Raw genomic sequence first — 14,893 nt, 5'->3', positions numbered from 1 at the left:
GACCGTGCGGCACGGAGTCGTCGTCCTGCCCGAACAGCGCTGGTCACGGGCCCGCGAACAGTGGGTCCGCGCAGAGGAGTTCGGCTTCGACCACGCCTGGACCTACGACCAGCTGATGTGGCGGTGGCTGCGCGACGAACCCTGGTTCGGTGCCGTGCCCACCCTGGCGGCGGCGGCCGAGGCCACCTCCACCCTCACCGTGGGCACCATGGTGGCCACCCCCACCTACCGGCACCCGGTGACGCTGGCCAAGGACGTGATGACGCTCGAGGACATCGCCGGCGGCCGCTTCATCTGCGGGCTGGGAGCCGGAGCCGGCGGCCTCGACGACCGCGTCGTGGACCCGACCGCCTACTCCCCACGGCAACGTGCCGACCGTTTCGCCGAGTTCGTGGAGCTGCTCGACGAACTGCTGACCCGGCGCAGCACCACGTACACGGGCACCCACTACGACGTCCGGGAGGTCCCCATGCACCCGGGCTGCCTGGGCGCGCCCCGGGTGTCGTTCGCCATCGCGGCGACCGGACCGCGCGGCATGCGGCTGGCGGCTCGCCACGCCGATCTGTGGGTCACCGCGGGGCGGCCCGGCGACTTCGACGCCCGGCCGTACGAGGAGACGCTGCCGGAGATCAAGGAGCAGCTGGCACGCCTGGACGAGGCGTGCGAGCGGTCCGGACGCGACCCCGCCACCTTGCGCCGGCTGCTGCTCACCGGTGCCATGGTGGGCGGCACCCTCGACTCCGTCGAGGCGTACCGCGACGCCGTCGGACGCTTCGGCGAGCTCGGCGTCACCGACTTCGTCGTGCACTGGCCCCGGCCGTCCTTCCCCTACCGGGGCAGCGTGCGGGTGCTGGAGCGGATCGCACGCGACGTGCTGACCGTCCGGAGCGAGGAGCAGCCGTGATCGACTACGAGATCGTCGACATGTTCACCGGCACCCCGTTCGAGGGCTGCGCGCTCGGGGTCGTCCCGGACGCGAGCGCACTCGACGACGCCGGCATGCAGGCCGTCGCCCGCGAGGTCGGTCTCACCGAGACCGCGTTCGTCCTGCCCCCCGGGACGGTCGCTGCCACCCACCGGGTCCGGGTCTTCACCCCGCAGCGGGAGTCGCCGTACGGCGGGCACTCCGCCGTCGGCACGGCCGCCACCCTGGTCCGCCTGGGCCGGCTGCGGGCGGGGGAGCTGGTCCAGGAGTGCGGCGGGCGGCTGATGACGGTGCGCGCGAGCGCCCACCGCGCCACGCTCGCCGTGCGCGGTGAGCCCGCGCCGCCCGCCGCCTGGGACGCGGAACCGCTGCTGGAAGCGTGCGGACTGACCGGGGACGACCTGGTGGCCGAGCCGTGCGTGACCGGTTTCGGGCCGGCGTTCCACGTGCTGCCCGTCGCGAGCGGGGCGGTCGCCCGCGCCGTGCACCAGGCGGCGCACCCGGTGTGGGACGACTGCCCCGACGCGGTGGTGGTCGCCTACGACAGCCGCCGGCAGCGGGCCGACGTGCGGGTGTTCGCTCCCGGGTACGGCATGCCGGAGGACCCGGCGTGCGCCTCCGCGGCCCTCGGCCTGGGCGCCTGGCTCGTCCGTGCGGGACTGGTGCCAGTGGTGGACGGCACCAGCGCGTACCAGGTCCGGCAGGGGGCGGTACTGGGCCGCCCGGCCCGGCTCGACTGCGCCGTGACCGTGCGCGGGGGCCGGGCGGTGGCGGCCGAGGTGACCGGAGAGGTCGCGGCCACCGGCGCCGGCCGCATGCACCTGCCCCGCACGGCGGCCGTCGCTCGCTGAACCACCGCTCCACGCACCACACGGGACGGAGAGCTCGTCACGGAGAGCTCGACGAAGAAGAACCCGCCGAAGAAGAACTGGTACGAAGAGGAGAGGAACCCGACTGTGTTGTTCCGTCCAGAACTGCGCGGCACCCGGGGCGCGGTCGCCTCGACCCACTGGCTGGCCTCGTCCGCGGGCTTGCGCATGTACGACAAGGGCGGCAACGCGTTCGACGCGGCCGTCGCCGCCGCGTTCGTCATCCAGGTCGTGGAACCCCACCTCAACGGGCCCGGCGGAGACGTACCCGTCCTCGCCCACCGGGCCGGGTCCGGCCGGGTCGACGTCGTCTGCGGCCAGGGCCCCATGCCCCGGGCGGCGACCATCGACAGGTTCGAGCAGCTCGGCCTCTCCGTGGTGCCCGGCTCGGGCCTGCTGCCCGCGGTGGTGCCCGGCGCCTTCGGCGCGTGGCTGCGCGTCCTCGCCGAGTACGGCACCCTGCGCCTGAAGGACGTCCTGGAGCCGGCCATCGGCTACGCCGAACACGGGTACCCGCTGCTCCCCAAGGCGGCGGCGATGATCGGGGCGCTGCGGGAGCTCTTCCGCGAGGAGTGGACGGAGTCCGGTCGCACGTACCTGGTCCGCGGGGCCGCGCCCCGGCCCGGTCAGCGCATGACCAACCCCGACCTGGCCCGGACCTACCGGCGCCTCCTCGACGAGGCCGGAGCGGCCGGCGCCGACCGCGACAAGCAGATCGACGCGGCCCTGCGCGCCTTCTACGAGGGCTTCGTGGCCGAGGCCATCGACCGCTACCTTGCCACCGCCGAGGAGATCGACGCCACCGGCCGCCGCCACCGCGGCCTGCTCACCGGGGCGGACCTGGCCGGCTGGCGCGCCACGGTCGAGCCCTCGCTGTGCCTGGACCACCGCGGCCTGTCGGTGCACAAGCCCGGTCCCTGGTCGCAGGGCCCGGTCTTCCTCCAGCAGCTCGCGCTGCTCCAAGGCTTCGACCTGGCCGCCATGGGACCGGTGAGCGCCGAGTTCCTGCACACGGTCACCGAGGCGGCCAAACTGGCCTTCGCCGACCGCGAGGCCTGGTACGGCGACCCCGCCCACGCCGACGTGCCGGTCGACGACCTGCTCGACCCCGCCTACACCGCGACCCGCCGCGAACTGATCGGCCGGGAGGCCTCCACCGCACTGCGACCGGGCTCGCCCGGCGGCCGGACGCCGGTGCTGCCCCCGGTCCACGACGAGTCCGCGGGCCCCGCCGGCCCCGCATGGCTCGGTGAGCTGGAGGAAGGCATCCCAGCCGTGGTGCGTTCCACGGCCGCCCGGGGCGACACCTGCTGCGTCACGGCCGCCGACGCCCGCGGGAACATGGTCGTCGCCACCCCCAGCGGAGGCTGGCTGAAGAGCTCGCCGGTGGTGCCGGGCCTCGGGTTCCCGCTCGGCACCCGGGGGCAGATGGCCACGCTGACCCGGGGGCACGCCAACGCGCTGGCTCCCGGCAAGCGCCCGCGCACCACCCTCAGCCCGACCCTGGTGCTCCGGGACGGCCGACCCTGCCTCGCCTTCGGCACACCGGGCGGCGACCAGCAGGACCAGTGGACCCTGCAGTTCTTCCTGCGCCACACCGAGCACGGCATGGGACTCCAGGAGGCCGTCGAGGCGCGGACCTTCCACACCGACCACGTACCGACGTCCTTCACCCCCCGACGCTTCGCCCCCGGGACGGTCGTCCTGGAAGAGGGGATGCCTCAGGAAACCATCGAGGAACTGCGGCGGCGCGGCCACCAGGTGCGCACGGTCGCCGACTACAGTCTGAGCAAGGTCTGCGCCACGGCTCTGAGCAGCGACGACATGGTCACGGCTGCGGCCAGCCCGCGCGGCGCGCAGGCCTACGCTGTGGCGGATTGAGGATTGTCTCGCGATGGAATAAGTTTCTGTGAAGAAACCATTTCGGCGGATGGAAGAGGAACGGCATGGTGTCCCACCCGTCACCGGACCCGGGTGACTTCATCGTTCTCGGGGAAGCACGGCAGAACAACCTCAAGGGCGTCAGCCTGCGCATCCCGAAGGAACGGCTGACCGTCTTCACCGGCGTGTCGGGATCGGGCAAGTCCTCCCTGGTCTTCGCGACGATCGCCGTCGAGTCGCAGCGGCAGATGAACGAGACGTACCCCGCGTTCATCCGCAACCGGCTGCCCAAGTACGAGCGGCCCGCCGCCGAGGTCATCGAGAACCTCTCCACCGCCATCGTGATCGACCAGCGGCCGGTCGGCGGCAACGCCCGCTCGACGGTCGGCACCATGACCGAGGTACACGCCATGCTGCGGGTGCTGTTCTCCCGGCACGGCACGCCCAGCGCGGGCCCCTCGCACATGTACTCCTTCAACGACCCCCGCGGCATGTGCCCGCGGTGCGAGGGGCTCGGTTCCCGGCTGCGCCTGGACCTGGACCGGCTGCTGGACGAGGACAAGAGCCTCAACGAGGGCGCCATCCGCTTCCCCGCCTTCGCCGTCGGCACCTTCCAGTGGCAGCTGTACGCGGAGTCCGGCCTGTTCGACCCCGACCTGCCGCTGCGCCGGTTCTCCGCCGGCGACCGCGAACTGCTGCTGCACGGCTCCGGGTTCAAGGTCGACCGGGCCGGACGGCACGGCGTCTACAAGAACGAGTACGAGGGGATCGTGCTGCGCTTCACCCGCCGCTACCTCAAGGGCGGCCTCGACGCCCTCAAGGCGAAGGAACGGGCGGCCGTGGAAGAGGTGGTGACGGAAGGGCCCTGCGAGGTCTGCGGCGGCGCCCGGCTGGGACCGGCCGCGCTCGCCTCGCGCATCGCCGGCGACACCATTGCCGACTACTGCGCCCTCGAGGTCACCGACCTCATCGGCCGCCTGGAGCGCATCGACGCGCCGTCGGTCAAACCGGTGGTGCAGGCGTCCCTGTCCGCGCTGCGCAGGATCCAGGCCGTCGGACTGGGCTACCTCAGCCTCGACCGTCGGACCAGCACCCTCTCCGGCGGCGAGGCGCAGCGCCTGAAGACCGTGCGCCACCTGGGCAGCAGTCTGACCGGGCTGACGTACATCTTCGACGAGCCGAGCGTGGGCCTGCACCCGCGCGATGTGCGCCGCCTGAACGAACTGCTCCTCGCGCTGCGCGACAAGGGCAACACGGTGCTCGTGGTGGAGCACGACCGGGACGTCATCGCCATCGCCGACCATGTCGTCGACATGGGCCCGGGCGCGGGCAGCCAGGGCGGCGAAGTGGTCTACGAGGGTTCGACGGCCGGGTTACGCAAAGCCGGCACCCCGACCGGCCGGGCCCTGGACTCGGTGCCCGGGCTGAAGGAGCGACTGCGGGCCCCCCAGGGCAAGCTGACGATCCGGGACGCCCGGCTGCACAACCTCCAGGACGTCACGGTCGACGTGCCCACCGGTGTGCTGGTGGCGCTCAGCGGCGTCGCCGGCTCGGGGAAGAGCTCGCTCGCCCGGGAACTGGTCGACCGGCACCCGGGCGAAGCGGTCGTGGTCGACCAGTCGTCGATCGGGATCTCCTCCCGGTCCACCCCCGCGACGTACACCGACATCATGGACACCGTCCGGCGCCTGTTCGCCCGCGCCTCCGGGGCCGACTCCGGACTGTTCAGCTTCAACTCCGCAGGCGCCTGCCCGGAGTGCCAGGGCCGCGGGGTGATCGAGACCGACCTCGCCTTCATGGACCCGGTCACCACCGTCTGCGAGCGCTGCGAAGGGCGCCGCTTCAACGACGAGGCGCTGCGCCACACGCTGTCCGGCCGGACCATCGTCGACGTCCTCGCCATGACGGCCGAGGAGGCGATCGCGTTCTTCGGCGAGGACTCCGTCCGCCGCAAGCTGATCCTGCTCACCGAGGTCGGACTCGGCTACCTCACGCTCGGCCGCCCCCTGTCCACCCTGTCCGGCGGTGAGCGCCAGCGGCTGAAGCTGGCGCACCGGCTGCACACCTCCGGCAGCGTCTACGTGTTCGACGAACCGTCCACCGGACTGCACATGGCCGACCTCGGCAATCTGCTCGCCCTGTTCGACCGCCTCGTCGACGGCGGCAACACGGTGGTGGTGATCGAACACGACCTGGACGTACTGAAGTACGCCGACTGGATCATCGACCTCGGCCCGGAGGCGGGCCGGCACGGTGGCCGGGTGGTGTTCGAGGGCACCCCCGCGGACCTGGTCCGCCGCCGTGACTCGCACACCGGCCGCTGCCTGGCCGAGGACCTCGCCGCGCACGGTCACCTCTGACCGGCCCCGCGCACCACCACCTCCGACCGGCCCGGAGCACCCGACGGCACGCCAGGTGCTCCGGCGCCACCCCGACAAGGAGTTGCCATGCCCCTCATCCACGTCACCCTGCTGAGCGGCCGCAGCGAGGAGGAGATCGCCGCACTCGGCCGGGCCCTCACCGAGGCCGCGCACACCGCGCTCGGCACACCCCGGGAGGCGATCCGGGTGACGGTGGACGAATGCCCGCCGCGGCACTGGTTCGTCGGCGGCACCTCGGTGGCGGACAAGAAGGCGGCCCGGGACGGCTGACCCGGCCAGGCCGCCCCGGGCGCCGCGGCTCAGGCCGCGTCGGCGAACCGCCGGCGGATCCGCCCGACGTGCTCGGCGTCGACCGCGGGCAGATCGTCCCGGGTGAGCCGGCCGCTGCGCGTCAGCAGGTGCGCGTTGAAGGCGTCCGGCGGCAGCCCCACGCACCGGTCGATGTTCTCGAACCACTCCAGGCTGGTCAGCGCGGTCCGCTGCATCCGCTCCACGGCGGGCCGCCGTTCGGCCTCGTACGCCGCCAGCGCCTCGGGCACCGTCCGGTGCTCGTGCAGGGCCGTGGCGAGGGCGAGGCCGTCCTCCATGGCCAGCTTGGTACCGGAACCGATCGAGAAGTGGGTCGTGTGCGCGCTGTCGCCGAGGAGGACGAGGTTGCCGTGGCTCCAGTTCCGGTTGCGCACGGCGGTGAAGCGGCCCCAGTACGACCGGTTTCCCCACAGCGCGTGCCCGTCCAGCAGGCCGGAGAAGTACCGCGCCACCTCGTCGATGCCGTCCCGGTCGCCCACGGGGTCCGCGGGCCGGCGCTCCGCGGACCGGAAGCCGGCCGCCCGCCAGACCGCGTCGCCCACCTCCACGATGAACGTGCTGCGGCCGGGCGCGTACGGGTAGGCGTGGGCCTGTACAGGGCCGTGCTGGGTCTCGACGACGGCGAACGTCAGCGCGTCGAACGGGCGGTCCGTGCCGAGCCACATGTACCGCGACCCCGCCTCCTGCCGCTCCGTGCCGAACGCGGCCGCGTACCGGGCCCGGGTGCGCGATCCCACGCCGTCCGCCGCGACGACGAGGTCGTGGGACGCGCGCAGCCGGGCCACCTCCGGCGCCCGGGTGCCGAAGTGCAGGCGCACCCCGAGACCGGCGCAGCGCTCCTGCAGGAGCCGCAGCAGGGTGTGGCGGCTGACCGCGGCGAACCCGTACCCCTCGTTGCGCTGGGTGCGGTCCCGGTAGTGGACGTCGATCCGCGTCCACCGGGCGAACTCGGCCGTGACGGCCTCGAACAGGGCCGGGTCGGCGGCCTCGATGCCGCCGAGGGCGCCGTCGGAGAAGACGACCCCGAACCCGAACGTGTCCCGGGCCGCGTTGGCCTCCCAGACCTCCACGACGTCGTGGGGTCGCAGGCGCTTGACCAGGCAGGCCGTGTACAGCCCGCCGGGACCGGCTCCGATCACCGCTATCCGCATGACACCTCGCTGGGGCTCTGAGGGGAGGGATGGACGTGCCGAACATGATATCTGAGTGGAAATGAACGGAGAATCAACTACCGAAGACATGAGGAGTGTTACCGCTCCGAGCCGCGCCATTCATTTCCCGAACGTAACCAAGTTCCTACCTGCCAGGTTCCCTTCCCACGAGTCCCTCCACGAAAGGGCGCCTCATGCCGGACGTCCCGACGCCCACTCCGCTCGCGGCGGCCGACCTGGCCGACCTGTTCTCGGCCCCCGACCCGCCGCCCTTCGCCCTCGTGCGCCGCCACCCGCACGACGGAAGTGCCAGTGACCCGTTCGACGTGTACATAGGCGCCATGCACACGGTACGGCGGGTGACGGACCTGCCGTCGGGCCCGCCCCGGCCGGGCGGCGGGCCCCACGCGCTCGCCGTGCTGCCGTACCGGTGTCTGGCCGAACGAGGGCTGGACTGCCGTGATGACGGCACCCCCGTGCGGGTCATGCAGATCCGCCGGTGGCACACGGCCGACACCGCCACGCTCACCGCGGCCCTCGCCGCCGTGCGGCCCGCGGGAGACCTCCGCTGGGAGGAGGCGGCCTTCGACGACACCGACGAGGAGTACGCCGGCCGGGTGCGCAACCTCCTGGCCCACGAGGTGGCGCGCACCGGCCTGCACGTCCTGATCCGCCGGGACTTCACCGCGCGGCTGCCCGGCCACGGGGCCGCCGCCGTGGGGGAGCTGTTCCGCCGGCTGTCCGCCGCCGAGCGTGGCGCGCACTGGACGTTCGCGGTCCACACCGGAGGTCCGCGCGGCGCCGCACTGGCCGGTGCCTCCCCGCAGGGCCACGTCAGCGTGGAGCAGGGCCGGGTGGTGATGCACCCGATGTGCGGGACGCTGCGCCTCCCGCCCGGTGGCCTGCCTGCCGCCGAGGACCTGGCCGCCTTCCTGCGCGACCGCAAGGAGGCCGAGGAACTGGGAGCCGTGGTCGACGCGGAGCTGGCCATGCTGTGCGGGGTCACCGCCGGGAACGTACGGCTGGAGGGACCCGGCCTGCGTCCGCTGGCCCGTGTGCTGCACACCGAGTGCCGCATCAGCGGGACCGCCGCGCTCGACGTCCGGCACACCCTCGCCGGCACCCTGTTCGCGGCGACCGCGGTGGGCCGTCCCTTCGCGGAGGCCTGCCGTGTCATCGCCCGGCGCGAACCCTCCGGACGCGGTTACTACGGCGGGCTGATCGCGCTGCTGGGCCACGACGCCTCGGGCGGCGAGCAGCTGGACACGGCGGTGCTCATCCGCACCTTCGAGCTCTCCGGGCGGGGCACCGTGAAGCTGTCGGTCGGAGCCACCGTCGGGCCGCGCTCGGTGCCCGCCGACGAGGCGGCCGAGACCCGCGCCAAGGCATCGGCCCTGCTGTCGGTGTTCGAGAGCACCGCCGCCACCGCCCCCGGTGACACCGCCGCCGGCTGCCGACGGGCGGACCCCGTCCCCGGCGACCCCGCGCCGCACGACGCCCTGGAGGGGTGTGACACCCCGGCCGCAGCACAAGGCGACGGGGCGCCGGGTGGCCGCACACCCGGCCACCGGCGCACCGGGCCCCGCTCCACCGTCCCCGTCGACCCGGCGGCGTGGCCGTCGGTGAGCGCCGAACTGGACCGGCGCCGTGCGCTGCTGTCCGCACACTGGCGGGGCCGGTCGCGGCCGGGCGGCCGGCCGGCTCCCGGCGGGCCGGTGTTGCTGGTCGACGCGGGGGGCGAGGAGACGGCGGCGCTCGCCGCCATGCTGCGCGGACTCGGCCGTGCCGTCGAGGTGTGTTCCGTGGACCGCGTGGCCCACGCGGCCGGGGTGCGTCCCGGGGACCCCGTGGCGCCCGACGCCCGGGTGCGTTCCGCGGACCGCGGTATGCAGGGCGCCGGGACACGTTGCGCGGGGCCCACGGCCCACGGCGGCGCAATTCGTGCCGCGGACCCCTTGGCGCCCGGCACCACGGTGGTCGTCGGTCCGGGACCCGGCGACCCGTTCGCCACCGGTGACGACCGGATCGCCGCCCTGCGCGCTCTGGTCGCCGGCCTGATGTCCCAGGGGGCGCGCACCGTCGGCGTCGGACTCGGCTTCCACCCCCTGCTCGCCCGACTGGGTCTGGCCGGATCCGTTCGGCCGCGGGGCGAGGCCGCCGCCCAGCAGGAGATCGACGTCCTCGGCCGGCGTGCGACGGTGGGGTACGGTGGCGCGTACGCGGTGCTGGCCGGCCCGCACACGGACGCCCTGGCCCGGCGGCTGGGGCTGACGCTCTGGTACGGCCCCGGCGACGGCGAGCTGGCGGCCCTGCGGGGCCCTCGTACCGGCGGTTGCGCCTTCCTCCCCGCGTCGGTGCTGAGCGTCGAGGGGGCGGAACTGCTGACCCTGCTGCTGGAGTGAGCGCGGCGCACCGGGCCGCGGCCCCGGCCCGGTCACGCGGTCGTAGCGCTCCCCAGTTCGAGGACGGTCCGCGCGGCCGACTCCAGCGCGAGCGTCATGGAACCGCCGTTGGGCTCGAACGAGGTGTGGTCGCCGGCGAAGTGCAGCCGGCCCTCCGGCCTGCGCATGGCCGGCATCAGGGAGCTGTGCCCCACCTCGGGCAGAATGTAGGCGCCTTCGATGTACCGCTGCTGGTCCCAGACCACGGACGTGCCGGTCTCGAAGTGCTCCCGGGCGCCGGGCAGCATCACCTCGACCTGGTCCAGGGCGAACCGGATCCGCTCCTCGGGGCTGAGCACGGCCAGGGCGCGGGCCCGCCAGCCGGTGATCAGGCACTCCAGTATCTTGCGGGGTCCGGGCAGCCGGGGCGTGGCGTCCCGCACCCACCGCACCGGCAGGTCCGTGGAGAAGCTCGCGTTGTCCTGGGGCCAGAACTGCCGGCGCATCTGGAGGTAGACGCGCACGATCGACGAGTACTTCACCCTGCGCATCGCGTCCTGCTTGGCACCGGACAGTGCGGCGTCGGTGAGGTCGATGTGCCGGATCGCGCTGAACGGCACGGTTACCACCACCCGGTCGGCGTCCAGGGTGTGCATCCGGGTGCCGTGCAGGAAGGTGACCCGTGCGCCCGCGTCGTCCTGCGTGACGCGCACCACGGGAGCCCGGTAGCGGATGCGGTCCTTCAGCCGCTCGGCGAACGCCCGTGGGAACCGGTCGGTGCCGCCCTTGACCTTCGACCACCGGGGATCGGCGTTGGCCAGGGAGTGCGGGCTGGCCTCGTGCCGCAGCCAGGACAGGGCCGAGGCGGTCTTCAGGTCGCCGCCGCGCATCTCCAGGAAGTGCGGCTCCACCAGGTCGATCGCCGTCGGCGAGGCACCGCGCTCGGACAGCACCTCGTACACCGACCGCCGGTCGTACGGTGCGAGCAGCGGGGTCGGTGTCCAGTCGGCCGCCGTGATGTCGGGCTCCAACGTCGCGTAGGTGCGGCGCACGTAACGGTCGATCATGTCGGTGACGCCCAGCCCCTTCTCGTGCGGGGCGAGCGGGAGCCCGGAGCGGTCGAGCGAGTCGGCGTCGGGACCGAAGAATCGGCCGCCGGCGAAGTACGAGAACCGGCTGCCGACCAGGTCGGCCGTGTCCAGCTCGACCCCCAGCTCGCGTAGGTAGTGCATGGCGTAGTGGCAGTGCGGGGTCAGGGTCATCGCGCCGGCCTCCGCGTACAGGCCGTCCGCGAAGGGCGCGCGCAGGGTGTACGCCCGCCCGCCCGGGCGGTCCGACGCCTCCAGCACCGTGACGTCCCCGCCCCGCTCGGCCAGTTCGTACGCCACGGCGAGGCCCGACAGACCCGCTCCGATGACGACGACCCTGCCGGGCACCCGCACCCCGGGCATGCCCCGGTCGAACTCGCGACGCACGTCGGTCTGTGTGACCTCGGCCATCGGCCCTCCCCTCTCACCCGCGACGGCGCGGGGTTGTCACGTCCATATGGTTGAAAACAGGAAATCATATGGACGTGCGGCATGCGACTAAACCGGCCATACTGCTGCGAGTTGATGGCAAGCAGGCACGCAACGACTGCCTTAGGGCAATTGAGTGCACCTCGCGGGCGACCGTTGCCCTGCCGCCCGCCCGTCGTTCACGAGGGCATGGGCACCACACCGATCCTCGTCCTCGGGGCGACCGGCTCCGCGGGCCGACGCGTCGCCGCGCACCTGCGGACCCTGGGCGTACCGGTCCGGCCCGCGTCCCGGCACGGCGCCACCCGGTTCGACTGGCACGACCGCGGCACCTGGGAACCGGCTCTGCGCGGCGCCGGACGCATGTTCCTCATGGCCCCCGACGGCATCCCCGTCGACCCGGACCTCGCCGGCCTGGCCGCGGACCTCGGGGTTGGTCACATCGTCCTGCTGTCCAGCCGCGCCATCGAGACCATGGGGGACCAGCGGCTGATCGAGGCCGAGGACACCGTGAAGAAGTGCGGCGCGGCCTGGACGGTCCTGCGCGTCGACTGGTTCGACCAGAACTTCGACGAGGGGCCCTTCCGCGGAGCGGTCCTGGCGGGGGAGCTGGCGGTCCCGGTGGGGGACTGTCGGCAGGGATTCGTGGACCTCGACGACGTCGGGGCCGTGGCCGCGCGCGTCCTGACCGAGGACGGGCACACCGACCGGACCTACGAACTCACCGGGCCGCAGGCGCTGTCCTTCGCCGAGGCCTGCGCCGTCATCGAGGATGTCACCGGCCGGCCGATGACGTTCCACGGCAGCGAGGACGCCTACCGCGTCGCACAGGCCGCCGCCGGCCGCCCCGAGGAGTCGGTCGAACGAGAACTCGCCTCCTACGCGGCGCTGCGGGCACTGGGCGACACCGAGCCCCTGGACACGGTCCCGCGGCTGACCGGGCACCGCGCCCGCACCTTCCGGGAGTACGTCACCGACGCGGCGACGGGACCCGACTGGCCCCGCCCCTGACCCCTCCGCCGCCAGCACACGGAGACATTGAGCACCTAGGAGGCGATCATCCTGATGACCCGCCGCCTGACCCGCCTGGCGAGCAACAGCAGCGATCTGGGCCCGGCGGCCTGAGCAGCAGACGCCATTGCTGCCCTCGGGCCCACCCGCGGCGGCCAGCACCCTCATGGCGAAGGCGTCGCCCGCCGCGGCCAGCCGCCAGCGCCAGTCAGGTCACCCCGAGCAGCCCACGACCTGGACTCGCACGTCGCACCAGGCCACTGCCTTGCGCAGCACGTACACGATGCCCGCCACCGCAACCCGGTCCGGCACCGGCAGCCGTCCGGGATGACGGTGACGTCGGGGCGGCCGCTCTGGCAGCAGTGGAGCTGTTCGCTCCCAAAAGTCGTCGGAAACAAGATCAATAGACACCAGCCGGACCCTGCCCAGAAGGACCCTCAACCACCAGCCGACACGCCGATCTCACCCGAAGTGCTCATCGGCCTTCTTCCGGCGCGGACCGCCGATCGGCGAGGCGATCCTGGTCGGCGACGTTACCGGTACGAGCCTCGGTGCGGTGACCCCGTGCCAGGTAGTCCCGGACGATCAACTCGACAGCGTCCTGCGGACTCCTGGTACCAGCCAGCAGCATTACCTCGATAGCCAGATCGCTGTCCAGACTGATGGTGACCTTCGCCATGACCCCTCCTGAAAGGCTCCCCACGCAGCCTATCCAAGACCGGTGGCCAACGGTCGGCGACGGGTAGGTTGCGGCGCCGGGACAGAGGGACGGGCAGGAAACCCGACCAGTCGCGGACGGCTCATTCCGTAACGAGCTCTCAAGTCGCATCCCGGGTCCCGCCCTAGGTGTGCTGTCAGGACAGGTTGGTGACGCGGCTGGCTGGGGTGTGGCCGCCGATGCCGGTGTGGGGTCGGTGGTAGTTGTACCAGTCCAGCCAGCCGGGAAACGCTGCCTGACGTTCGCTGTCTGAGGTGTAGGGCTGGATGTAGGCCCATTCTTCGAGCAGGGTGCGGTGGAAGCGTTCGACCTTGCCGTTGGTCTGGGGCCGCCAGGTCCTGGTCCAGCGGGGGCTGACCGGGCCGGGAGCGTTCGTAGGGGCGGACGGGTTCGCCGGTGGCCCGGTCCAGGATGGCCAGGACGGGCAGACCGTGCCGCATGAGGATGCGGTGTGCGGTGGAGGCAGCGATGCCGCATCGGGCGGCCAGCCGCAGCGGGCCGATGCGGTGTTCTCGCCGCAGCCGCACGACGTGTGCCTCCATCTGGGCCGGTGTCCGGCGCGGCTGACGGTGCGGGCGGCTGGAGCGGTCCCGCATGCCCGCCTCGCCGTGCTGCCGGTAACGGCCCGCCCAGCGTGCGGCGGTGGTGTGGCTGACCTGGAAACGTTCCGCGGCCCGGCGCAGCGGCCAGCCGTCGTCGACGACACACCGGGCCAGACGCAGCCTGCCGGTCGGAGTCAGCGGGGCATTACGGTGGGACACGAGGGCCTCCTGGACGTCGGTGCAGACTTCGCAATCCACACCGAACCCAGAAGGCCCTCACCTGTTCAAGCACCCAGGCCGCGTGTCACCAACGTCCCGGGACAGCACACCTAGGTCGCGTCCCGGGTCGCGCCGGACGTCGTCCCGGGGCCTATCAAATCCCAGTTCATCGCCCTGATTCCGGACGCTTCGACGTGCCGACTACTTCCCTGGCAAGTTCCCCGGCGGTACCGGCCCGGTCCCGCCGGGTCCCCACAGCCCTTTCCCCGGTACGGCGTCCGGTCACGACACGGCGGCCTGGAGAATGCCGACCGTGGCGGTGATGAGGACACCGGCGGCAGTGAGGGAAACTCCGACCGGCACCGCGAGCGCCGGACGGCGGTGAACGACGTAGCCGAGGCCGACGACCACGGCCAGGTCGACGACGACCAGGAGCAGCGCAACGCACAGGACGAGCACGAGCACGGTGATGAACAGACTCGAGGCACCCCTACATGTCCAACCGACTCGAATGGCCCGACATCACCAGCGGCGCGCAACTCCTGTTCCCCGGCGAGGACATCGCGGCGCTACCGTCGACCCCGGCGAACTCGCTATCGCCATCTGGACCGGCAGTAACGGCATCGCCCTCAGTGGCCCGGCGCAAGATCTCGCCGACTGACTCGAACAAGCCGCCGCCATCGTCCGCGCAGCCGCCATCCTCCTCATCGAGCCGCCGCGCCACCTCCCGACGATCTCGACCGCTGGGCCTGGAACAGCGACGACACTGACATCGAGGAAGCCAAGTGCCGTGGCAGGCCGGACGAGTACGACCGGAGGACCCGGCACGTGATCGAACTGGCGACATCGACGTCTACCTCGGCCTGGACGTCGGTAAGGGCGAACACCACGCCACCGCGCTCACCCCGGTCGGGAAGAAGACCCGCGCGACTGAGGCGGCCTGCTGTGCGGCCTGAGCGACGAGGTCGGGTGAGGCGTCCCGCAGTTGG

13 protein-coding genes and 1 pseudogene are annotated in these 14,893 nt (G+C 72.8%); 8 read left to right on the top strand and 6 right to left on the bottom strand.

Features of this window, described 5'->3' with window-relative positions; all coding sequences use genetic code 11:
- Positions 1-4 precede the first annotated feature (4 nt).
- From AQJ66_RS24970 to AQJ66_RS24950, 5 genes are all read left to right on the top strand, one after another.
- Complete coding sequence (locus AQJ66_RS24970) at positions 5-904, top strand: LLM class flavin-dependent oxidoreductase (protein WP_061926483.1); 900 nt, start codon at positions 5-7, stop codon at positions 902-904.
- The gene (locus tag AQJ66_RS24965; protein ID WP_061926481.1) at positions 901-1,776 is read left to right on the top strand and encodes a PhzF family phenazine biosynthesis protein; all 876 of its coding nucleotides are present in this window, start codon (positions 901-903) and stop codon (positions 1,774-1,776) included. Before AQJ66_RS24970 ends, AQJ66_RS24965 begins: the two co-directional genes overlap by 4 nt.
- Before the next feature lie 105 nt (positions 1,777-1,881).
- Positions 1,882-3,675: a gamma-glutamyltransferase family protein gene (locus tag AQJ66_RS24960; protein WP_061926479.1), complete on the top strand. Its 1,794-nt coding sequence runs from the start codon at positions 1,882-1,884 to the stop codon at positions 3,673-3,675.
- Positions 3,676-3,740: 65 nt separating this feature from the next.
- Positions 3,741-6,035: an ATP-binding cassette domain-containing protein gene (locus tag AQJ66_RS24955; RefSeq protein WP_061926478.1), complete on the top strand. Its 2,295-nt coding sequence runs from the start codon at positions 3,741-3,743 to the stop codon at positions 6,033-6,035.
- Positions 6,036-6,122: 87 nt separating this feature from the next.
- On the top strand, positions 6,123-6,326 hold the full coding sequence (locus AQJ66_RS24950; RefSeq protein WP_061926476.1) for a tautomerase family protein: 204 nt from the start codon (positions 6,123-6,125) through the stop codon (positions 6,324-6,326).
- A gap of 29 nt (positions 6,327-6,355) precedes the next feature.
- Here the strand turns inward: AQJ66_RS24950 and AQJ66_RS24945 are convergent, their stop codons facing one another.
- Complete coding sequence (locus AQJ66_RS24945) at positions 6,356-7,516, bottom strand: FAD-dependent monooxygenase (RefSeq protein ID WP_061926474.1); 1,161 nt, start codon at positions 7,514-7,516, stop codon at positions 6,356-6,358.
- 194 nt (positions 7,517-7,710) lie between these two features.
- Between AQJ66_RS24945 and AQJ66_RS24940 the strand changes: the two genes are divergently transcribed.
- Positions 7,711-9,918 (top strand): chorismate-binding protein, encoded by a 2,208-nt coding sequence (locus AQJ66_RS24940; RefSeq protein WP_061926472.1) that lies wholly within the window; start codon positions 7,711-7,713, stop codon positions 9,916-9,918.
- Between the two features lie 32 nt (positions 9,919-9,950).
- Here AQJ66_RS24940 and AQJ66_RS24935 read toward each other — a convergent pair whose 3' ends face one another.
- Entirely contained in the window at positions 9,951-11,396 is a 1,446-nt protein-coding gene (locus AQJ66_RS24935) for a flavin monoamine oxidase family protein (protein ID WP_061926470.1), read from the bottom strand.
- 207 nt (positions 11,397-11,603) lie between these two features.
- Between AQJ66_RS24935 and AQJ66_RS24930 the strand changes: the two genes are divergently transcribed.
- Positions 11,604-12,425, top strand: coding sequence for a Rossmann-fold NAD(P)-binding domain-containing protein (locus AQJ66_RS24930; RefSeq protein WP_061926468.1), 822 nt, complete (start codon positions 11,604-11,606; stop codon positions 12,423-12,425).
- A 213-nt stretch (positions 12,426-12,638) separates the two neighbouring features.
- On the opposite strand, the gene AQJ66_RS37705 is transcribed toward AQJ66_RS24930, so the two are convergent.
- The 4 genes and pseudogenes from AQJ66_RS37705 to AQJ66_RS24920 form a co-directional block, all read right to left on the bottom strand.
- A complete protein-coding gene (locus tag AQJ66_RS37705; protein ID WP_159052630.1) occupies positions 12,639-12,836 on the bottom strand; it encodes a transposase in 198 nt (65 codons plus the stop codon).
- Positions 12,837-12,900: 64 nt separating this feature from the next.
- Positions 12,901-13,104 carry a hypothetical protein gene (locus AQJ66_RS24925; RefSeq protein WP_061926466.1) on the bottom strand — a complete coding sequence of 68 codons (204 nt, stop codon included), beginning with the start codon at positions 13,102-13,104 and terminating at the stop codon, positions 12,901-12,903.
- Positions 13,105-13,279: 175 nt separating this feature from the next.
- Positions 13,280-13,904: pseudogene (locus AQJ66_RS37700) on the bottom strand (integrase core domain-containing protein).
- 282 nt (positions 13,905-14,186) lie between these two features.
- Complete coding sequence (locus AQJ66_RS24920; protein WP_061926464.1) at positions 14,187-14,369, bottom strand: hypothetical protein; 183 nt, start codon at positions 14,367-14,369, stop codon at positions 14,187-14,189.
- A 320-nt stretch (positions 14,370-14,689) separates the two neighbouring features.
- Between AQJ66_RS24920 and AQJ66_RS39030 the strand changes: the two genes are divergently transcribed.
- Positions 14,690-14,860, top strand: a complete 171-nt coding sequence (locus tag AQJ66_RS39030; protein ID WP_159052629.1) for a hypothetical protein — start codon at positions 14,690-14,692, stop codon at positions 14,858-14,860.
- The last annotated feature ends 33 nt before the right edge of the window (positions 14,861-14,893 follow it).

Source organism: Streptomyces bungoensis (assembly GCF_001514215.1).
Taxonomy (GTDB): Bacteria; Actinomycetota; Actinomycetes; order Streptomycetales; family Streptomycetaceae; genus Streptomyces; species Streptomyces bungoensis.
This window is presented reverse-complemented; position numbering and strand designations above follow the sequence as displayed.

Coding starts and splice junctions, on each gene's coding strand:
- AQJ66_RS24955 (WP_061926478.1), top strand. CDS start 3,741: ATGGTGTCCCACCCGTCACCGGACCCGGGTGACTTCATCGTTCTCGGG.
- AQJ66_RS24950 (WP_061926476.1), top strand. CDS start 6,123: ATGCCCCTCATCCACGTCACCCTGCTGAGCGGCCGCAGCGAGGAGGAG.
- AQJ66_RS24945 (WP_061926474.1), bottom strand. CDS start 7,516: ATGCGGATAGCGGTGATCGGAGCCGGTCCCGGCGGGCTGTACACGGCC.
- AQJ66_RS24940 (WP_061926472.1), top strand. CDS start 7,711: ATGCCGGACGTCCCGACGCCCACTCCGCTCGCGGCGGCCGACCTGGCC.
- AQJ66_RS24935 (WP_061926470.1), bottom strand. CDS start 11,396: ATGGCCGAGGTCACACAGACCGACGTGCGTCGCGAGTTCGACCGGGGC.
- AQJ66_RS24930 (WP_061926468.1), top strand. CDS start 11,604: ATGGGCACCACACCGATCCTCGTCCTCGGGGCGACCGGCTCCGCGGGC.
- AQJ66_RS24925 (WP_061926466.1), bottom strand. CDS start 13,104: ATGGCGAAGGTCACCATCAGTCTGGACAGCGATCTGGCTATCGAGGTA.